General features: G+C 69.5%; 17 protein-coding genes. 15 read left to right on the forward strand and 2 right to left on the reverse strand.

All coding sequences use genetic code 11. The annotated features are described in order from the left end of the window. Positions 1 to 128 precede the first annotated feature (128 nt). Positions 129 to 1205 (forward strand): dipeptide epimerase, encoded by a 1077-nt coding sequence (locus tag LXT21_RS30360; RefSeq protein WP_254041694.1) that lies wholly within the window; start codon positions 129 to 131, stop codon positions 1203 to 1205. A 35-nt stretch (positions 1206 to 1240) separates the two neighbouring features. Then, on the forward strand, positions 1241 to 1609 hold the full coding sequence (locus LXT21_RS30365; RefSeq protein ID WP_254041695.1) for a hypothetical protein: 369 nt from the start codon (positions 1241 to 1243) through the stop codon (positions 1607 to 1609). Positions 1610 to 1619: 10 nt separating this feature from the next. On the opposite strand, the gene LXT21_RS30370 is transcribed toward LXT21_RS30365, so the two are convergent. After that, positions 1620 to 2807 (reverse strand): S41 family peptidase, encoded by a 1188-nt coding sequence (locus LXT21_RS30370; RefSeq protein WP_254041696.1) that lies wholly within the window; start codon positions 2805 to 2807, stop codon positions 1620 to 1622. A gap of 231 nt (positions 2808 to 3038) precedes the next feature. Between LXT21_RS30370 and LXT21_RS30375 the strand changes: the two genes are divergently transcribed. From LXT21_RS30375 to LXT21_RS30420, 10 genes are all read left to right on the forward strand, one after another. Beyond that, entirely contained in the window at positions 3039 to 4373 is a 1335-nt protein-coding gene (locus LXT21_RS30375) for an AHH domain-containing protein (RefSeq protein ID WP_254041697.1), read from the forward strand. A 19-nt stretch (positions 4374 to 4392) separates the two neighbouring features. Beyond that, positions 4393 to 4968, forward strand: coding sequence for an imm11 family protein (locus LXT21_RS30380; protein WP_254041698.1), 576 nt, complete (start codon positions 4393 to 4395; stop codon positions 4966 to 4968). A gap of 170 nt (positions 4969 to 5138) precedes the next feature. Continuing rightward, positions 5139 to 5786, forward strand: coding sequence for a LuxR C-terminal-related transcriptional regulator (locus tag LXT21_RS30385; protein ID WP_254041699.1), 648 nt, complete (start codon positions 5139 to 5141; stop codon positions 5784 to 5786). Positions 5787 to 5821: 35 nt separating this feature from the next. After that, positions 5822 to 7363 (forward strand): AAA family ATPase, encoded by a 1542-nt coding sequence (locus LXT21_RS30390; RefSeq protein WP_254041700.1) that lies wholly within the window; start codon positions 5822 to 5824, stop codon positions 7361 to 7363. Then, the gene (locus tag LXT21_RS30395; protein ID WP_254041701.1) at positions 7360 to 8187 is read left to right on the forward strand and encodes a hypothetical protein; all 828 of its coding nucleotides are present in this window, start codon (positions 7360 to 7362) and stop codon (positions 8185 to 8187) included. The genes LXT21_RS30390 and LXT21_RS30395 overlap by 4 nt, the downstream gene beginning before the upstream one ends. Beyond that, the gene (locus LXT21_RS30400; RefSeq protein ID WP_254041702.1) at positions 8184 to 9845 is read left to right on the forward strand and encodes a M48 family metalloprotease; all 1662 of its coding nucleotides are present in this window, start codon (positions 8184 to 8186) and stop codon (positions 9843 to 9845) included. Before LXT21_RS30395 ends, LXT21_RS30400 begins: the two co-directional genes overlap by 4 nt. Next, positions 9845 to 10411, forward strand: coding sequence for a hypothetical protein (locus LXT21_RS30405; protein ID WP_254041703.1), 567 nt, complete (start codon positions 9845 to 9847; stop codon positions 10409 to 10411). The genes LXT21_RS30400 and LXT21_RS30405 overlap by 1 nt, the downstream gene beginning before the upstream one ends. Further along, positions 10399 to 11712, forward strand: a complete 1314-nt coding sequence (locus LXT21_RS30410; protein ID WP_254041704.1) for a phenylacetate--CoA ligase family protein — start codon at positions 10399 to 10401, stop codon at positions 11710 to 11712. Before LXT21_RS30405 ends, LXT21_RS30410 begins: the two co-directional genes overlap by 13 nt. A gap of 583 nt (positions 11713 to 12295) precedes the next feature. After that, complete coding sequence (locus tag LXT21_RS30415) at positions 12296 to 14413, forward strand: sensor histidine kinase (RefSeq protein WP_407667071.1); 2118 nt, start codon at positions 12296 to 12298, stop codon at positions 14411 to 14413. A gap of 50 nt (positions 14414 to 14463) precedes the next feature. After that, the gene (locus LXT21_RS30420; protein ID WP_254041706.1) at positions 14464 to 15462 is read left to right on the forward strand and encodes an aldo/keto reductase; all 999 of its coding nucleotides are present in this window, start codon (positions 14464 to 14466) and stop codon (positions 15460 to 15462) included. Position 15463: 1 nt separating this feature from the next. Here the strand turns inward: LXT21_RS30420 and LXT21_RS30425 are convergent, their stop codons facing one another. Continuing rightward, a complete protein-coding gene (locus LXT21_RS30425) occupies positions 15464 to 16267 on the reverse strand; it encodes a radical SAM protein (protein WP_323395182.1) in 804 nt (267 codons plus the stop codon). Between the two features lie 256 nt (positions 16268 to 16523). Here LXT21_RS30425 and LXT21_RS30430 point away from each other — a divergent pair, with 256 nt between their 5' ends. From LXT21_RS30430 to LXT21_RS30440, 3 genes are read left to right on the forward strand one after another with little or no spacing between them, the layout of a single operon-like run. Next, positions 16524 to 17975, forward strand: coding sequence for an asparagine synthase-related protein (locus tag LXT21_RS30430; protein WP_407667072.1), 1452 nt, complete (start codon positions 16524 to 16526; stop codon positions 17973 to 17975). Next, positions 17960 to 19153 carry a glycosyltransferase gene (locus tag LXT21_RS30435; RefSeq protein WP_254041709.1) on the forward strand — a complete coding sequence of 398 codons (1194 nt, stop codon included), beginning with the start codon at positions 17960 to 17962 and terminating at the stop codon, positions 19151 to 19153. Before LXT21_RS30430 ends, LXT21_RS30435 begins: the two co-directional genes overlap by 16 nt. 47 nt (positions 19154 to 19200) lie before the next feature. Beyond that, positions 19201 to 20007, forward strand: a complete 807-nt coding sequence (locus LXT21_RS30440; RefSeq protein ID WP_254041710.1) for an ROK family protein — start codon at positions 19201 to 19203, stop codon at positions 20005 to 20007. The last annotated feature ends 105 nt before the right edge of the window (positions 20008 to 20112 follow it).

Genomic DNA, 20112 nt, shown 5'->3' on the forward strand with positions numbered 1-20112 from the left:
GCACAAGCCGAGGATGCGAGACCCACATCCGCCTCCCTGACACCTCGGAGCACCGGGTTGAATACGATGGGCCGACCTCTCGCGTGTCCCCTTCTATCCAGGGAGCGGACCAGGATGCCTTCCCGGACATGACGCCCACCCTCATCACCGACGTCCGCTTCGAGCCGTTGGACCTGCCGCTGACGGAGCCGTTCGGCATCGCCACGGGAGCGCAGCACGCGGCCGAGAACGTGTTGGTGAAGCTGACGCTCGCGGACGGCACGGTGGGGTTGGGCGAGGCGGCGCCGTTCCCCGCGGTGAGTGGGGAGACGCAGGCGAGCACGCTCGCGGCGCTGGAGGCGGTGCGCGCGGGACTCATGGGTCGAGACGTGCGTGCCTGGCGGCCCTTGTCCGAGTGGCTCGGGGATGGACTGGCGCTGGCGCCGGCGGGGCGGGCGGGCGTGGAGATGGCGGTGCTGGACGCGCTGGCGCGGCATCACCGCGTGCCGCTGTACGTGATGCTGGGCGGGGCGGGGACGGTGCTGGACATCGACATGACGGTGACGGTGGGGGACGTCAGGCATGCCGCGGAGTCGGCGCGGTCCATCCTGAAGCGCGGCATCACCACGTTGAAGGTGAAGGTCGGCGCGCTCTCGCCGGACCAGGACGCGGCGCGGATGGTGGCCATCCACGAGGTGGCGCCCCAGGCGCGGCTGTTCGCGGACGCGAATGGGGGTTACGACGTGGCGGAGGCGCTCGCGTTCGTGAAGGAGCTGGAGCGGGCGGGGGTGCCGCTGGCGTTGTTGGAGCAGCCAGTGCCGGCCTCCGACCTGGCGGGGATGGCGGAGGTGGCGAAGCGCTCGAAGGTGCGGGTGTGCGCGGACGAGTCGGCGCGCTCGGCGAAGGACGTGATGCGGCTCATCCGCGAGGGCGCGGCGCACGGCATCAACATCAAGACGATGAAGTGCGGGGTGGTGGAGTCGCTGACGATGTGGAGCCTGGCGCGGGCGGCGGGGTTGGAGTTGATGGTGGGAGGGATGGTGGAGAGCGTGTTGGCGATGAGCGCGTCGGCGCACCTGGCGGCGGGGTTGGGGGGCTTCACGTACGCGGATCTGGACACGCCGTTGTTCATCGCGCGGCATCCGTTCCGGAGCGGGATTCGGTACGAGGGCTCGCGGCTGCACCTGGAGGAAGGGGCGGTGGGGCACGGCGTCACGTTGAGCTGACCCAAGGGGCGGCGAGGGCGCGCTAGGATGGGCGCATGGGTCTGGCCGTCTGTGTGGGTTGCGGCGAAGCGAAGGAGGGCGCGTTCGACGTCTGCGATGGGTGTGGTCTGGACCCCGCGCGCGGCGGGACGGACCGGATGCTCCAGGCGCGCAGCCTGTGGTTGTCGGAGCGGTTCTTCTCGGAGCGGGAGCTGGCGGAGCTGGGGCGCAAGCTGCGCACGGGCGAGCCGGTGGGCTACGACTCGGGGCAGCTGTCGCAGCTGGTGGATGAGCTGAAGACGCAGAAGCTGCCGGTCATCTCCCGTGCGTCGCCGGGGTGCTCCATCGTGACGTGGAGCCTGTTGGGCATGTTGCTGGCGCTGGCCGCGGGTCTCGCGTACCTGTATGGCACGTGGCGACACTGAGACTGTTGCATCAGGGTGACGGGACCGCCGCGGCGGCGACATCGAGGGCCTTGTCGAGCTGCGGGTCCTTGCCGGAGGCGTAGGGCAGTGCGTCGGGGACCTCGACGTCCACGGGGACGCCGACGCCCTCGAGCAGGACGCCTTCGACTTCGACGGCTTCGACGGCGAGGTAGAGCAGGTCTCCGGTGGACAGGCGCAGCGGGGTGCCAGCGAGCACGGCGCCCGCGGTGTGCTGCCCCACGAGGGTGGCGAGCCCGAGTCGCTTCATGGTGAAGGCGACGATCTCCTTGCCGCTTCGGGAGTTGCCGTTGACGAGGAGGACGACGGGTTTCTGCCAGGTGGCGGACCACGCGTTGCGGCGGCCGTCACGGCCGATGCCGACGAAGCGGGGGACGGCGCGGTTGAAGAGGTTGAGGAAGGTGGGGTTGCAGCCGCCCCAGCCGTCGCGGAAGTCGATGACGACGGCGTCAGCCTGGGCGAAGTCGTCCGAGAGGGCGTCCTGGAGCTTCTGTTGATGCTCGGGGCCGGCGCACGAGTAGAGCTGTTGGTAGGCGACACGGCGGCCCTGGTGGTCGACGACGCGGGTGCTGGCGTGCTGGGTGTCGAGCCACTCGGCCTTGGGGTTCACGAGGCGCGGGGTGAGGGTGAGGACGACGGGTTGGGCGCCTTGGGTGCGCTCGATGGTGAAGCGCGTGGGCTTGTTGACGCGCTGGGTGAGTGAGGCGACGGAGGTGAAGGGTTTGCCTTCGACGGAGAGGAGACGGTCTCCGCGCAGCAGGCCCGCTTTCGCGGCGGGGCCGTGGGCGAAGACGTGGCGGGCGAAGAACCCCTGTGGGGTCTCCTGGATGTCGGCGCCGATGCTGGGGACCTCGACCTTGGGGAGCTTGAGGTGGCGCTGGAAGATGGCGGAGAGGTCGGCGTGGCCGGTGGTGCCGCGCGGGTAGAAGACGGTGTGCGAGGCGTTGAGTTCGGCGAGGGCGGCCTGGGTGCGCTGGGCGAAGTCTTCGGCGGTGGTGGCGGCGGCGCCGTAGCCCTGGTGCTTCGTGGCCCAGGCCTCGCCGCGCTTCGCGTCGTAGAAGCGCGAGCGGACATGGTCGACGACTTCGTCACCGGGCTTGAGGAACGGGCTGGCGGCGTGGGCGCTCGTGGCGAGCAGGACGGTGGCCAGCAGGAGGCGGGGATAGAGACGCGTCGGCATGGCTGCGGGCTCCTCGTGGTGGACAGTATCAGGCGCGTCATTCGAGCGAGCACCCATGAGTCACGAACTGCCCCTTCAGAACTTCAAAGGCATCGAGTCAGCGAAGCTCGGTCTGGAGCGCGCGAAAGTCACAGGCGCCCGAAGCAGCCTACTCCTCGGGTCGTCTGTCAGCGTCGTCTGGTATTGCCAGGGAGTGCCCGCCTCACCGCGGGCCTCTTGCCGGGGCCTACCATGACACTTCGTTGGGTGGTGTTGCTGCTCCTGTGGATGGCCATTACGGGGTGTGCGACGGGTCGCGTCGTGAGGATGGAGACCGGGGAGGACATCTTCCTCGTCACCCCTCACGAAGAGCCTGATGCCGAAATCAGTGCGGCTGAACTCGGAGACGACGAATTCGAGGAGGCCCTCACGGAGCTGGCGCGAGATGTTCCTCTCTCTCTCAATCCCATGCAGGCCGCGCGGGAGCGCTTCGGCGTTCCGTCCCGGAGCGGGGTGTATGGGTATGAGCGTGGTTCGGCGCGACTCATCCCTCAAAGTCGAGGGGATGCGGAGGGTCCCCGGCTGCTGGAGGATTATGCGGACGAGGCACTCACGCGCGCCTACGGCCAGTGGTGCGAACGGAAGGACCGCCCTGGGGACTGCTTGCGGCTGCTGGACGAGGGCCCGCTGTTGGCCAGTGATGGCAAGTACACGTGGGCCCTGGCCATCGCCATGGACTCGGTGTGGGAGGAGACCGCCGAAGCACTGGAGGACATGACGGACCCTCAGGCTGTCGTCGCTGGCATCACCGCCTCCGCGACGATGTACCTGCTCTTGTGGTCGCTGCCCGAGCCGGTGAGCAAAGGCGTGGCGGCGACCCTGACGGCATGCCTCATCGCCTACCTGGGCGTGGACACAGTGTGGAGCATGCTGGACGGGTGGTTGACCCTGATGCGGCAGGTGGACCGGGCGACGAGCTTCGAGCAGATCCATGCGGCGGGTGAAGCGTACGGCGAGGTGCTCGGGGAGAACGCGGCACGCGTCTTCGTCATGCTGGCCACGGTGGCCATCGGAAACACGGCGGGGCTGGCGGCGAAGTCAGTGAGGCTGCCGGGTTCCGCCCAGGCGGCCCTGGCCGTGGAGTCCCAAGCGGGCTTCCAGTACGCGGCCATGGGCAGCGTGAGTTCGGTCGCCTTGACGGCGGAGGGGTTCACCATCGCGCTCGCGCCGAACGCCGTGGCCATGGCGAGCCGGAAAGGGCGCAGCGAGCGTCATCACATCGCAACGAACAAGAACGATGTCTCCGCCGCTCGCGGTGGGCCCTGGACGCCAAGGTTCAGGAAGCTATTCGCAGGAGCCGGGATGAAGCTGAAGGACCCCGAGAACGTTGTCGAAGTCGTAGGCCACAAGGGGCCACATCCGCGGCAGTATCACGAGTACGTCCATGATCGACTGGAGCAAGCCTTGGGGGAGTGCCGCAAGGTAGAAGATTGCCGGAAGGCTCTGACGGATACGCTCCGTGTTCTCGCCAGAGAAGCGCAGACCCCAGGAACCAGAATCCACAGGCTTTTGACTCGCACCCCGTGAGGACTCTAGGAAGTCCACCATGCCGAATCCGTCCCGATACTTCAGGCTCAGAGAAGACGTTCAGGGTGGGAACTGGTTCCTTGGAGACCCGCTGGATGAGACAGGCAGCGAGGTCGAAGCCATCTGGCAGTTCACCCGGGGGCGGTCCATCCAGCTTGCAGGCCGCCTGAAGTTTCCTATTGAGGAGCCCGGAAGGTGGTTGGACTACTGTACAGCCGGCGCCGGTGGCGCTCCTGTTGTCCACGTCCGGGTGGCCAACCTCTTCGCCGAGCTGGCGCCTGATGATGTGCAGTTGATACCCGTCGATGTCGAAGGTCGCCCGGAACAACATGTCCTGCTCGTCGCCACGAAGCTGATCCGCTGCATCGACGACGAGGCCTCGGAAGAGGCGACGTACTACCAGCCCGAGGATGATGTGCCGGAGAAGCTCGGCCAGTACAAAGGCATCTACGGGATGCGAATCGACCGCACGAAGGTGGGCGGCGCAAAGGTCTTCCGCACCTGGGGATGGGAGATCGCCCTCGTCATCTCCGAGGACCTCAAGGTGGCCCTGGAGCGCGCGAAAATCACAGGGGCGAAGTTCGAGGAGGTCTGAGCGGACACGCAGACTCCGGGCGGCGAGGGGTACTCCTACCCCGGCTCCGTGAGTCCCCGTGCTCCTGACCTCTTCCGGACTCGGTGACTCCACCCCTTCGCGCTCAGTCGTGAGCAATCACGGCGCCGACGCGAGCGACGCGTGGGGCGCCCCGTTATGGAAGAGGCTCCGTGTTGGATGCATCCCTCTCACCCTTGCGTCTCGCGTTGGTCGCGGAGGACCCGCTCGCTCGGGGTGCGCTCTCACGGGTGCTCGGGGACCAGGGGAGCGAGCTGCAGTTGCTGGCCTCGGGCACACAGGTGGAGCTGGAGACCACGCGAGGCGAAGCGCCTGACGTGGTCCTCTGGGACACCGGTCTGCGCCTCGCCGATACAGAGGCGCGAGTGGACACACCGGACCTGGGCGCGCCGGTGCTCGCGCTGGTCGCGGACGAAGCAGCGGGCGAGCTGGCACTCGGAGCAGGAGCCAAGGGACTGTTGTTCCGAGACGTAAGCCCGGGTCCGCTCACGGCGGCGCTGTACGCCGTGGCGAGAGGGCTCTCGGTGTTCGACCCGGGGCTCTCGGAGCTGCGGGCAAGCACGAGGACCTCGGCCGCCGTGAGCACGAACACGCAGGGACCAGATGCCCTCACGCCGAGGGAGCGAGAGGTGCTCGCGTTGCTGGCCGAGGGCCTGTCGAACAAGGCCATCGCGGACCGACTCGGCATCAGCGAGCACACGGCCAAGTTCCACGTGAACGCGGTGCTCGCCAAGCTGGGGGTCCAGCGACGCACCGAGGCCGTCGTCCGCGCCGCCCGAATGGGCCTCGTCACGCTGTGAGCCAATCGCCCCAGCGATGCTAGGCTCCCACCCGCATGGCGAACCAGGATTGGGTGTCGCGCCTGCTGTCCGGGCGCGCGTCGGTGGACAAGGGGCTCAACGTCCACCTCTCCGAGCGTGACGGCGGCAGCCTCCACGACAAGATGCGGCAGGCGTACTGGTGGATCACCAACAACGCCGTCATCTGCCCCTACTACGACATCGAGTTCGGCGGCTCCGCCGCCCTCAAGAGCAGCGCCGGGGACGAGCTCCACCTCCCCGAGGACATGAGCTACAGCTCCTTCGTCCTCATCCCCCTGCTCACCCTCTTCACCTGCCGCCGAGCCCTCCTCATCGGCGGCCCCGGCCGCGGAAAGACCACCTCCGCCGTCCTCATGGCCCTGCTCTCCGGCATGTCCCGCGAGGACATCCACCGCTCCATCCAACGCGGCCACCCCCAGCTCTCCATCGCCGACCTGCTCGGCGCCCCCCTCCCGTCCGACATGCTCAAGGCGGAGGACCTCTCCGCCGTCAAGGTGAGCTGGCGCAAGTGGATCACCCAACGCGTCAAGATCATCGACGAGTACAACCGCATCCCCACCAAGACGCAGTCCGCCCTGCTCTCCCTCATGGCCGAGGGCTACGCGGAGATGATGGACCAGTACGTCTACGCGGGCCGCTCGTCCTGGTTCCTCACCGCCAATGACGACCAGGGCGGCGGCACCTTCCAGGTCATCGAGGCCCTCAAGGACCGCCTCGACGTCGTCGTGCGCGCCGTCCCCTTCAACTCGAACTTCATCGACACCCTCCTCCAGCGCATCGAAGCCGACAAGTCCCCGGAGGAGATGCTCCCCAAGGACATCGTCTTCACCCCTGGCGAGCTGGAGCGCGCCTACACGTCCATCCTCGAAGTCGAGGTCCCCCGCGACGTCCTCGAGCGCGTGGCCTTCTTCCTGGGCCAGCTCGACTTCTGCCGCATGGCGTCCCCCCGCTTCGAGTTCAAGCACAAGGACACCCTCAAGCTCGCCGGGCAGACGGTGTCCGCCGTGTGCAACGAGCAGTGCCCGCTCGACAAGAAGGTGCACCTCTGCACGCAGACGGAGAACGGCGTCAGCGTGCGCGCCTACCAGACCATCCTCCACTACGCGAAGGCGCTCGCCTTCTTCCGCGGCCACTCCGTCGTGGAGCTGGAGGACTTCCGTCAAATCGCCCCGTGGGTGCTGCACGAGAAGCTGGTCCCCAACACCCGCAGCGCCTTCTTCGAGGTGAAGGGCCACAAGCTCCTCCTCCAGGACCGCGTCGCGTGGATTCGCCACATGTTCGACATGGCCATGGGCCACCACGACAAGCACGAGCCCATCCGCCGCAAGGTGGGCGTGCTGCGCGAGCAACTCGACAAGGGCCTGTCAGGCATCGACCTGCCCACCACCGAGAAGCGCCTCACCACCGTCACCGCGCTGATGAACGAGCTGCTCACGAAGCAGGAGCTCTCCGGCCCCATCTATGAGGACCTCATCCACTTGAAGTCCATGTACAGCCGCTATCGGAACTACGCGACGTGGCTCAAGGAGAACCCGGGCGGCGGAGGTCGGCCATGAGCAGCTACGCCGACGAGCTCGAGTCCAGCGCCCGCGCCCGCTACGTCCGCTGGGACGCGGACCTGTGGCGCGAGCTGATTCAAGGCCCCGCCCGGAAGCTCGGTGACGCCCTCACCCAGTCCGGCGCCGCGCCAGAAGAAGCCGAGGAGCTCCTGCGCGCCTACCTGCGCCTGGGCGCCGAGGCCATCGGCCTGGGCTACCTCTACCCCGCCACCGCGGGACGCCAGAACCTCTTCACCCTCGCGTGGTCCGACCTGGTGCCCCGCCTGCTCACCGGCGTCCCGGCCTCCGAGCGCGCCGGTGTGCTCGCGCAGCTGTGGAACGTGGGGGAGAACCTGGAGTCCGCGCCGCCGTGGGTGCAGCGCATCTTCTACCGCGTGAGCCAGCGGCTCGGCTCGCTCGAGGGCATCGAGGAGCGGCTGCGCGAGACCGCCACGCTCGCGATGGAGCCCCCTACCGCCAAGCTGGGCGACAAGGCCCAGCCCTTCCTCATCGACCTGTCGCGCGAGGACAGCCGCTTCCTCCCCGGCGCGATGCACTTCCTCGCGCCCACCGTGCTGTGCGTGCATGACCGCCACCGACACGCGGTGGCCGGACGCGAGGCCGCGACGCAGGGCCTGCTGCTCGCGGACACGCCGATTCCGCTCGGCGCCATGGGCTGTCGCGAGACGCCCGAGGTGACGCACCAGCACACGCCCCACCTGGGCGCCGTATCGTGGAACGACCCGCGCGTGGACGCGTGGTACGCCACCCTCACCAACGACTGGCGCGCCGCCGGCACGCTGGACACGTCGCAGCACGTGCTGGTGCTCGTGCCCGCATGAGCCCGTCGCGCTTCACGCCCGAGCACATCGAGCAGTGCTGGCATCGAGCGCTGGCGCTGTGGGACGTGCAGGTGCGGCTGAGCCCTCCGGAGCCCCACGTCCCCTTCCACCCGGACGCGGACCACGCGAACGAGCCGCTCGCGTACATCGACCTCGTCAAGCGACAGGTCTTCGTACACTTCGAGCTGCTCCAATCCATGGGCGCGGCGGACAGCTTGATGGCGGTGCTCGCGCATGAAATCGGCCACCACGCGAGGTTCCCTCACACGCTCGGCTGGGACGCGGAGCTGCGCGTCGTGGAGCAGCGGCTCCTCCCCGGGCTGAAGCAGTCGCTCACCAACCTCTTCTACGACTTGCAGGTAAACGAGGTGGTGGGGCGCACCCACGCGGAGGACCTGTGCCGCGTGTACCGGGGCTTCCAGCGCACGAGTGGCGACGCGCCGACCTCGCCCCTGTTCTTCTTCTACCTCGCCATCTACGAGGAGCTGTGGGGCCGCGCGCCCGGGGACCTGGTGCCCCCCGCGGCGATGGCGCCGATGGAGGAGCAGTTCCCAGGCCTGCGCGCGGAGGCGCGGATGTTCGCGCAGACGTTCTACGCGCTGCCGAACCCGCGGCTTCAGTTCCTGTACTTCTGCGCCACCTTCATCCGCTACCTCGGCAAGCCCGACGAGCTGTCCTACGTCCTGCCGCTGGGCGACGACGTCTCACAGCCGGACGTGGATGACTGGGACGCCGCGCTCCAGAGTGGGGGCCGCTGGGAGGACGTGCTCGACGAGGCGCGCAAGCGCGGGTGGCTCGACGCGGTGCCCGCCACGGAGGCGCCGGACCTGCTGGACCAGATTCGCCGCATCACCCATCACCTGCCCGGCACGGGGGATGGGAGGCTGCGCAGGGCGCTCGTCGCGCGGCACTACCGGCGGCTCGTCGACCAGCACCTGGTGAAGCTGCCGTCCGCGCCGTCCCGTCCGGAGCCGTACCTGCGCACCACGCCCGAGGCCTGGGAGTATGGCGACGACCCGTCCGCCATCGACTGGACGTTGACGGTGCTCACGCAGGGGCATCTGGCCGCGGTGTCGCCGCTCCGCCGTGAGCTGGAGGCCGACGTGCCGCCTCCGTCCGAGCTCGGCGTGCCGTCGGTGGAGATCTACCTGGACACCAGCGGCTCCATGCCCAACCCCGCGCAGCAGCTCAACTCGATGACGCTGGCGGCGCAGGTGCTGTCCGCCTCCGCGCTGCGCAAGAAGGCGAAGGTGCGCGGCATCATCTATTCGCACCACGCGCCCGTCGTCTCGCCGTGGATGTACGACGAGGAGCGGGCGCGCGACTTCCTCCTGGGCTACATCGGCGGAGGCACGCTGTATCCCTTCGACATCCTGAGCGGGCTGTCCCAGGAGGAGCCGGACGCGCTGCGGGTCATCATCTCCGACAGCGACTTCCTGGCGAACGTGACGGAGAAGGGGGCGATGGAGGCGCTGGTGCGCGCGGCGAGGCGCTCGCGGTTGCTCGTGGCGTTCCTCGCGTTGGGGGAGGACGTGCGAGCGCGGCAGGTGCTCGGGCCCGTGTTGAAGGAGCGCAACTTCCGCCTGGTGGTGGTGAAATGGCTGTCGGACTTCGGCCAGGCCGCCGCGGCCCTGTCCCAGGCTTTGCTGGAGAAGTGATGGTCTTCGACGTCAAGGACATCCAGAAGCAGCTCACCGCGGCGCCCATCGTGTCGCCGTATCCGCACGACCTGGCGATGGCCATCGTCTGCGACACCTTCCGACTCGCGGGCTTGAGGCCGCCCTCCCGTGCGGATTGGGAGGACCTGGAGCGGCGCGCGAAGCAGGGTGCGCTCTTCAGGGAGCAGGTGGTGATGCTCGCGTACGCGCTGACGTCGTCCTCGCTGCGGGCGGACTCGGTGGCGTCGCTGCGCAAGAACGTCGACACGTCGAGGCTCCTGCGCGGGTTCTTCCTGGAGGTGGAGCCGCTGACGGCGGAGATGATTCGCTCCAACGCGTTCCGACAGGAGGAGTTCCTGCGCAAGTGGGTGCACGCGGTGGACGGGCAGGTGAAGGACGAGTCGCCGAAGGAGTCCGCCGCGCGGCTCAACCAGCTCGACTACCGCACCGCGCTGCGGGAGATGGAGCGGGCGGAGGAGGCCCGGAAGAGGGAGGCGGACCGGCGCGCGAAGGAGCTCCAGGAGGCGGCCCAGCGCGCCACCGACGCACGAGGATGGCGCGAGTGACGTTGGGGCTCCCGTCGGACGCGCGCGTGGCACCTCGCGCGAACATCCGCCGGGACACCGCCTCGCAGCGAGTCCATGTCCCCTGGGCGAGGGGCCTCGCCCGCGAGCTGTCGCACTTCGCGTCGCTCGAGGACGAGGGAGAAGCCCGCGCGGCGCTGGAGTCGCGGTTGGGAGCGCTGCGCGGCACGCTGCTCGCCTCGCCGTACTACACGCGGCGGCTTCGTGAGGCCGGATTGCATTCGGGAGATTTGCGAACGCTCGCGGACCTGGAGCACTTCCCCACGCTGGAGCGCGGCGTGCTCGCCACGCACTGGGACGAGGTGCCTCGCCCCCTGGAGCCCGAGGACGAGGGCGTGGTGGTGCGCAGCTCCGGCTCCACGGGGGAGCCGGTGAAGGTGGTGAGGGACAGGCTCGACTGCCTTCACATGTGGGCGGTGCTGCGGTTCTGGCTGGAGCGTGCGGGTGCGGTATTGCCGCCGCGTCCACGCGTGGTGTTGCTGGACGCGTTGCCTGGAGGGCTGGAGTACTCGGTGCGGCTGCGCATCCTCGAGGAGGGGGCGCTGCATCGAGTCTCGGTATTGCGGGAGGACGCGCGAGAGCGGCTGTGCCGGGTGCGGCCGACGGTCCTCTTCTCGGACCCGGAGGGTCTGCGCTGGCTGGCGGAGCAGCGCGAGGTTCCCACGCCCGCGCTGGTGCTCACCTCAGCGCAGCACCTGCCCCAGGACACGCGCGAGGCACTGGCGCGCGTGGTGCCGGCGCCGGTGCTCAACTACTACGCCTCGACGGAGACAGGCCCGCTCGCGTGGGAGTGCCTGCAGGGCGTGGGGCGCTTCCATGTCCTCGCGCCGGATGTGTGGCTGGAGCCGAGGGAGGGCGAGGTCGTGGTGACGCGGCTGCGGCCCAGCGTGTTGCCCCTGTTGCGCTATCGCCCCGGGGACTCGGGCGCCGTGCGACGGGACACGTGTCCCTGCGGCTTCCACGGCTGGACACTGGAGGGCTTCGGGGGACGAGGCGCATGTCACTTCACGACGCCCTCGGGTCGACAGGTGGACGCGTGGGCGCTGGCGTGGGTGTTCAAGCACCACACGCTGCGCGCCTTCCGTCTGACGCAGGTGGAGGGCACGCGCTTCGAGCTGGAGCTGGCCGACGCCCGAGCGCAGGACGTGCCCGCGCTGTGCGAGCGCCTCCTCGCGGCCCTGCGCAACCTCGGCTGGCGCGAGTCTCCGCGGATTGACGTGCGCGCCGTGAGCGCCGAGTCCCTGGCCACGGGCACCAAGCCCCTGCCCTTCCGCGTCTTGTGAGCGGCCCCTGAAGCGCTGTCCGCTTGCCTCGACAGGACAGGGCAGGCCGTCAGGAATTGCGCCCCCGTGTCAGGGCTTGGTCATCCGCGAGCAGCCACACCCACGCCGCTGTCACCGTGTGCGCAGGTCCGCCACACCGCCCACTTGGAGGTACACGCCACGCGTTTGGACATGACAGACGCCCTGGACCTTCGTCGGAGGCGCCGCATGCTGGATGCCCCCATGTATCCTCTCTGACTCACGCACGGCGCGGCGCCACTCCATACCCAAACAACACACCTGAAAGTCTTCATCACCAGCGTCAGACAACTCCGGGTCAGCGGCGCCCCGTCCGACGGACGCGCCGCCATCCATTGAACAGGTTCGTGCGGGAAGCACCTCGGCGAAGCACCGAGCGTGTTCATTCAATCACTTGCATCATCTGGGGGAGCGAAGGACTCGCGAGTCGTACCATCATGCGTGACCTGCCTCTCACCGCGAGCGCCTCCCCATCGGGCGCCCACGGTGTCACCCCGCCGTGAGGAGGCCCTTCGCCTTGCCCACGCCCGCCTCGCATCTGGAACCCTCGCGTCCGTCCGGCGCCATGCGCGCCCTGGCCCCCCTGTCTCCCGACCCCCGGAAGGCCTGGAGCTGGCTGCAGCGCTCCCGGCTCGGACGCTATGGCGTCGCGCTGCTCTTCTTCTGCTTCGCGCTGCTGCTCCAACTGGAGCTGTGGCCGCTGATGTCCACCAGCCCCTTCCTCTTCTTCTACGGCGCCGTCATGGTCGCCGGCTGGTGGGGCGGCTGGGGGCCCTCCCTCATCGTGACGACGCTGTCGCTCGTCGCCGTGGACCACTACTTCCTCCCCCCGCGGCTCACCCTCCAGATGCGCTCCGCGGACGTGCTCGCCCTGGGCATCTTCGCGCTCCTCGCCATCTTCATCACCAAGCTCAACGTGTCGCTCAGCCGCGCGCTGGAGGAGCGCGCCAGCCTGCTCGAGCGCGCGCACCAGGCCCGCGCCGCGTCCGAGGCCGCCAGGACACGCCTGCACACCATCTTCATGCAGGCCCCCGCGCAAATCTTCTTCCTGCGCGGCGCCTCGCACGACTTCGACTTCTCCAACGCCCGAAACAGCTCGCTGCTCAAGCAGCGCGACGCCCTGGGCAAGCCCTTCCAGCCGGGCGTGGTGAAGGTGGGCGAAGAGGACGCGCGCGACGTGCTGGACCGCGTCTACACCACGGGCGAGCCCTTCGTGAGCGGCGCCGTCCCGCTGCGCTTCCTCCAGTCCGACGGCATGGAGAAGGAGACCTTCCACAACCTCGTCTACCAGCCCACGCGCGACACCCAGGGACAGGTGGACGGCATCGCCGGCTTCGGCTTCGACGTCACCGACCTGGTGCACGCCCGCCAGCGCGCCGAGGCCCTGGCCACCGAGCTGCGCCAGGCCGAGTTCCGCACCCGCGTGCTCGCCGAGGTCAGCACCGTGCTCGCCTCGTCGCTCGACTACGAGGGCACCATGCGCAACCTGGCGCGGCTCGTGGTGCCCGCGCTCGCGGACTGGTGCTTCGTGGACCTGGCCCAACCCGACGGCACCTTCCGCCGCCTGGAGGTCGCCCACGCCCGCCCCGAGGACGCCCCCACCGCCGCCGAGGTCCTCCAGTTCAACCTCATGCCCGAGGGCAACCCGCGCCACCCGCCCACCGCCGCGCTGCTGCGGGGCGAGGCCATCCTCCTGGAGGAGATGACGCCCGCGCACATCAAGCGCAGCGCGCACAACGAGAACCACGCCCGGGTGATGCTGGCCACGGGGCTGCGCTCGTTCATCGCCGTGCCCCTGGTGGTCCGCGGCCACACCATGGGCGTGTTCAGCTTCTTCACCTCGTTCTCCAACCGCCGCTACACCCAGGCGGACCTCGCGTTCGGCTTGGAGTTGGCCTATCGCGCGGCGCTCTCCATGGAGAACGCGCGGCTGTACCGCGAGGCCCAGGAGGCCATCCGCCTGCGCGACGAGTTCCTCTCCATCGCGAGCCACGAGCTGAAGACGCCGCTGACGCCGCTGAGCCTCAAGCTCCAGGCGCTCTCACGCGAGCTGGAGCGGCACCCGGACAACATCCCCTACGCCGTGGTGAAGGGCTACGTGGACACCGGGGCCAGGCAGGTGAAGAAGCTGGCGGAGCTGGTAGGCGACCTGCTCGACGTGTCGCGCATCGCCGCGGGCAGGCTGGCGCTGGAGCTGGAGGACGTGGACCTGGGGGCGCTCATCCGCGAGGTGGCGTCGCGCTACGAGGCCCATGCGGCCCGGTCCGGCTCCTCGCTCCAGGTGGAGGGCGGCGATGCGGGGCTCGTGGGGCGATGGGACCGGCTGCGGCTGGAGCAGGTGGTCACCAACCTCATCGACAACGCGGTGAAGTACGGCGCGGGCAAGCCCATCGTGTTGAGTCTGGAACAGGGCGCGAGCCGCGCGCGCCTCAAGGTGCGAGACCAGGGCATCGGCATCGCGCCCGAGCACCTGCCGCGCCTGTTCGGCCGCTTCGAGCGCGCCGTGTCCGAGCGCCACTACGGCGGGCTGGGACTGGGGCTCTACATCACCCGGACCCTGGTGGAGGCCATGGGGGGACGGGTGCGCGTGGAGAGCGAGCAGGGCCGCGGCTCCATCTTCACCGTGGACCTGCCTCGGGAGCGTGTCGTTCCAGTTGACGTGTCGGCGTCCCAGCCGCAGTAAAGGCCCCCTCAGGTGTAACGGGACGCCGCGCTGGCGGGAGGGATGTCGACATGGAGACACGGACACTCGGCAAGCAGGGCCTGAAGGTGTCGGCCCTGGGCCTGGGCTGCATGGGGATGTCGGACTTCTACGCGGGCCGGGACGACGCGGAGTCGGAGGCCACGCTGCTGCACGCCCTGGACAAGGGCGTCACCTTCTTCGACACGGCGGACATGTACGGCTCCGGCACCAACGAGGAGCTGGTGGGCCGGGTGCTCAAGCCGCACCGGGCGAAGGTGGTGCTGGCCACCAAGTTCGGAATCGTCCGCGACCCGAACAACCCCCAGGCCCGCGGCATCAACGGCAAGCCCGAGTACGTGAAGCAGGCGTGCGAGGCCAGCCTGCGCCGGCTGGGGGTGGACGTCATCGACCTGTACTACCTGCACCGCCTGGACGCGACGACGCCCATCGAGGACACGGTGGGCGCCATGGCGCAGCTGGTGCGCGAGGGCAAGGTGCGGCACCTGGGCCTGTCGGAGGTGGACGCGGACACGCTGAGACGCGCGTCGAAGGTGCACCCCATCGCCGCGCTGCAGAGCGAGTACTCGCTGTGGAGCCGCGAGCCCGAGGACGGCGTGCTCCAGGCGTGCCGCGAGCTGGGCATCGGCTTCGTGCCGTACAGCCCGCTGGGACGCGGCTTCCTCACGGGGCAGCTCAAGCGCTTCGAGGACCTGGCCGCGGATGACTACCGCCGCAACTCGCCACGCTTCCAGGAGGAGAACTTCACGCGCAACCTGGAGCTGGTGGCGAAGGTGGAGGCGCTGGCGAAGCAGAAGGGGTGCTCACCGGCGCAGCTCGCGCTCGCGTGGGTGCTGGCCCAGGGGCAGGACCTGGTCCCCATCCCGGGCACCAAGCGCCGCAAGTACCTGGACGAGAACCTGGGGGCGCTCGCGGTGAAGCTCTCGGAGAAGGACTTGAAGGACATCGACGCCGTCGCGCCTCCGGGTGTCGCTGCGGGCGCGCGCTACCCGACGGCGATGCAGACCGTGCTGCCGAAGTCCGGCAAGTAGCTCAGGCGGGGGCGCCCGCGGGCCTCGCGCGAGGGAGCTGCGCGTGGGGCTTCCACGGTCCGCTGGCGCCCAGGCAGTAGCGGCAGGTGGCCAGGGGCGTGTCCCGCTCCAGCAGGCCGAGCATGCGCTCCAGCAGGTCTGGGGCGTCCAGGCGCACGCCATCCACGTCACCGAGCGCGGGCATCTGGGGGTACGTGGGTCCGAGCACCGTGGCCACGTGAGGTGGACGGGTGCACGAGTAGAAGCGGCCCTGGTGGACCAGGTGGCAGCGGACCTTGAGCCAGCAGCGCGCGTGGACCTCGCGGACCTCGGCGTCCGTCGCGAGGGGTGCGTCCGGGGTGATTTGCTGGAAGGCGTCGATGCGCTTCACGGTGAGGTGGACGCGGTGACGCTCGCAGCGCTCGGTGATGCGGGACAGGGACGCGTCCGTGAGCGGGGCCGAGGAGTAGACGGACAGGGTCATCCGGTCCAGGCGCTCGTAGACGGCGTCCGGAGCGCTCTGGGCGAGCAGGCCGTTGGTGGTGACGGAGAGCTGCTCGGAGATGCCGGAGGCGCGCACGGCGTCGAGGACCCCGGCGAGGTCGGGATGGAGGAAGGGCTCGCCGCCGGTGAGCTTGAAGACGTTGGGTTTGAGCACCCGGGCGAGGCGGGTGAGGTCGGCGCCGAGGGTGGCCGGGTCCACCGCCCAGGCGGGCAGGTGCGGCGACATGGGGCAACACTGCACGCAGCGCAGGTTGCAGTGGGTGACGACGTGCGTCTCCAGGGACCAGGTGAGGATTCGGCCGTCGTGCAGCTCGTAACGCACGGAGGGGACTATAGCGGGGTTGCCGGCCAGGCCCGCGGCTTGCGACAGTCCCAGCGTGTCCGCGTCCCCCGGCGACCCGAGCGGCCCGCTCGCCATCCTGCCCTCCTACCAGGCCACATCCGAGAGCACGGAGGAGTCCGTGTGGAGGTTGCTCGCACGGCCGTGCGCGGACGCTGGGGAGCAGCCCGGTGACGCGCTCCGGGGGCCTGACTCCGAGACGGACACCCAAGATGCGCCTCGGCGCGATGAAGGAGGGCTGGAGCCCACTGCCGTCGCCGCGTTCCTGAACCACGCGCTCATGCCGCACCAGAGCCTGTTCGAGGCAGTCCGCCGCGCGGCTCCGCCGCTGCCACGCGTTCATCGGGTTCATCTCCGACAGGAGGACGATGCACAGGCGACAATGGGGGGGCCACCCCGGTTCACCACGCATCGCGAGGCCCAGCGGCAGAATGACGGACAGGCCCGCCTCGCCGCGCATTGCACGGCCCACCGACAGGAGGACGGACAGGCGCCTGCCGTTGCTCACGATGACGATGAGCTCGCCCGGACGCTCCTGTCGGCATGCTCCGACGCCGTCGCCGTGAGACTGCGTGAAGGGGCACGGGACGTCAGCCTGAGTGGCGGCGTGGACAGCGCGGTGCTGTGCATGCTCGCGGCCCGCCACGCGCCGGGGCGGATTCGAGCCTGGAGCATGGACGTCCACTTCGCCGATGAGACGGAGCGCCGCAACGCGCGCACGGTGGCCCGGCTCGCGGGTGTGGAGCATGTGGACGTGCCGATCCCGGATGCCGTGCTGCCCGAGTTGTTCGAGCAAGCCGTCCTCGCCAACGAGAGTCCCATCCTCAACGCCCGAGCCATCGCGAGCTTCGCGTTCTACGCGGAGGCACGACGACACGGCGCCTCGGTGATGTTGAGCGGCGCCGGCGCGGACGAGGTGTTGATGGGCAATCCCGGCGCGCTCACGGCGGCCATGGCGCGCATCGAGGAGGACCGCCGACTCGTTCAAACGGTGCTTCGCCCCTCTGTGGACAAGTTGCGGATGGGCCACTCGCGCCTGTCCGCGCCCGGTTCGGCTGGCGCAGAGGAGGACCGACGGCGCTCTCTCGACGCTGTGGACAACTTGCGGGCAAGCCCTCCCGCGCGCGTCGCGGAGGCCCTCACTGTGGACAACGTGGGGACGGCCCCCTGGTCCTTCTCGGATACCTCCGCTTCCGAAGAGGTCTGTTACGCGGCCTGGGTCCTCCGTGAGCTGGTGCTACCTCCCGAGCTTCGCGGCGCACGTGCGCACGGCATCACCGTGCACACACCCTATCTCGACACACGCTGCGCGGACGTGGCGCTCGCGCTCCCCGAGTCCTCGCTCCGGCGCGAGGGCGTGGGCAAGTGGCTCTTCCGTCACGCGGTCCGCGGGCTCGTCCCCGATGAGGTCCGCCTCGCGCGCAAGACGCCCCGCTACGGACACACCGCGCTCTCCAGCCCCGTGCGAGCCCGCTGGCTCGAGCTCTATCGTGAATGGCTGTCCCCCGCGCGAATGGAGCCCCTCGGGGTCATCCTCCCGCAAGCTCCACTCACGCTCCTGGAGCGCTACACCCGCCTGGCCCCCGATGCACCGGAGGCGAGCGTCGTGGACCGCCTGTTGATGCGCTTGTCCTCCCTCGCCATGCTCCACGCGCACGCCGTGCGACTCCGCTCATGTCCCGAATCCTGATCGCCACCTCCCCCGAGAAGGGCCACATCAACCCGATGATGGGCATCGCGCAGTGGCTGCGCCGCCTGGGACACACCGTGGGTTGGCTCTGCATTCCCGAGCCATCACCCCAGCTCTCGACGCTCGGCGTGGAGGTGCTCCACCTTCCCACCGCCGCGCACGAAGCTCCTGGCATCGAGACCGGAGGCGAGGCCCTGGCGCGACTGGTGCGTGACGAAGTCGCGCTCGGGAAGTGGATTCGCGGACTGCTGCTGGACGCGGTGCCCGCGCTGCTCGAGCCCGTGAGCGAGGTCGTCCGAGCCTTCCGTCCGGACGTCATGGCCCTGGATGGGATGCAGTACGCGGCGGTGCTCGCCGCGCATCGCGAAGGCATTCCCTGGGCCGGCGTGTCCTCCGCGCTCTCCCTGCTCGAACCGATGGAGGACTACGGCCTGCGCCGAAACGTGCGTGCCCTCGCGTCCGAGCGCGCCGCACTCTTCGCCCAGCACGGCTTCGACGCGCGCTTCCGCAACTGCGAGTGTCTCTCCCCGCGCCTCAACATCATCTTCGCCACCGAGGACTTCCTGGGGCCCGACGCGGGCCTCCCACCGTCCACGCAGCTCGTCGGCCCCTCGATTCCACCCGAGCCTCGAGGCGACGAGGTGGACTTCCCCTGGGAGCGGCTGGGCGCCAGGCCCGTGGTGTACGTGTCCTTCGGCAGCCAGATTTCGTGGCAGCCCACGTTGTTCCGCACCATCGCCGAGGCCGCCGCGCCCCTCGGTGTCACCCTGGTCCTCAGCGCCGGAGAGCTGGCCGACACGGACTTCTCGCGCGCGCTGCCCGGTGACGTGGTGGCGGTGCCCTATACGCCTCAACGTCAGCTCCTCCCACGAGCCTCCGCCTTCATCTCGCACGGCGGCGCCAACTCCGTGATGGAAGCGCTCACCGCGGGCGTCCCCCTGTTGCTGCTGCCTGTCTGCAATGACCAGCCCATCCAGGCCCACTTCCTCCAGAAGTCCGGCGCGGGACTCGCGCTGTCGCCCGACACCTTGAGCGTCGAGGGCTGTCGCGCCGCGCTCCGTCAGCTCCTCGATGCGAGTACACCCCTGCGCGCGAAGGTGTCCGTCATCGCCAAGGCCTACCAGGCGCGCGACGGCGCGAAGGAAGCCGCCGAGCGCATCGCCGCCCTCGTCGCATGAGCGCACCGAAGCAAGGCTGGCGCCCACGCCGATATCACGCCCCCGACGTGAAACCGCTGGAGGTGTGGAACCTCCCGGTGCTCGGCCACGAGCTGTGGGAGCTGCTCAGCACGCCACGCGTCGAAGCGGACCGAAACGCCGGAGTCCCCGAGCACGAGCTCGCGACACGCTTGATGCCCGCGCTCGCGAGCGCACTCGAATCCCTGGTCCATCAGCACGCGGTGGACGCGGTGTGGCTCAGTGGCGGACTCGCGTGCATCGATGGTTTCGAGCAGGCGCTCACCACGGCCACGACGAAGCTCGGTCGTCCCGTGGTCCTCGCCGATTCCCCGCGCTTCGCGCCCGTGCATGCGGGCCTCGGGTTGCTGAAGTCCTCAGTCGCCGCACGCGAAGCGCTGTGCCTCGACGTGGGCCAGACGAGCCTCAAGTGCGCGAGCCGCGAGGCCCTCCAGGTCTTCGAGCGGGACATTACGGCGCTGCCTCGACTCTTCATCGGCATGCCTCGCCCCGAAGATGGACACCACATCATCGCGGCGGTGCGCTTCCTCGCGGGAGCACTGCGAGCCCTGGCCCAAGACGCCTCGGTCGACGCACTGTGCCTCGCGCTCCCGTGTCCTCTCGATGAGGCACTCGTTCCTGGCGGCTGCACCTACGGCTGGGAGGGACACACGACGCTCGTGGCCGACATCCTGGCCGAGGCGCGACTGCCAGGAAGCGGAGCGGTGCTCGTGCTCAACGACGCGGAGCTCGCAGCCGAGGCCGCGCGCGGCGCCCCCCGTCTCGCGAGTCATCGTCGCATCCTGTGCCTCACCCTCGGCTTCGGTCCGGGAGGCGCGCTGCTCCTGCGCGACTGACACATCACAACTGCTCCACGGCCCCCTGGAACGACCCGTCCCTCACGAACGGTCCGTAGTCATCATGATACCGTCCCTCACGCCGTGTTCTCCGAGCACGCCGCA

This window comes from Myxococcus guangdongensis (genome assembly GCF_024198255.1).
Classification (GTDB): Bacteria; Myxococcota; Myxococcia; order Myxococcales; family Myxococcaceae; genus Myxococcus; species Myxococcus guangdongensis.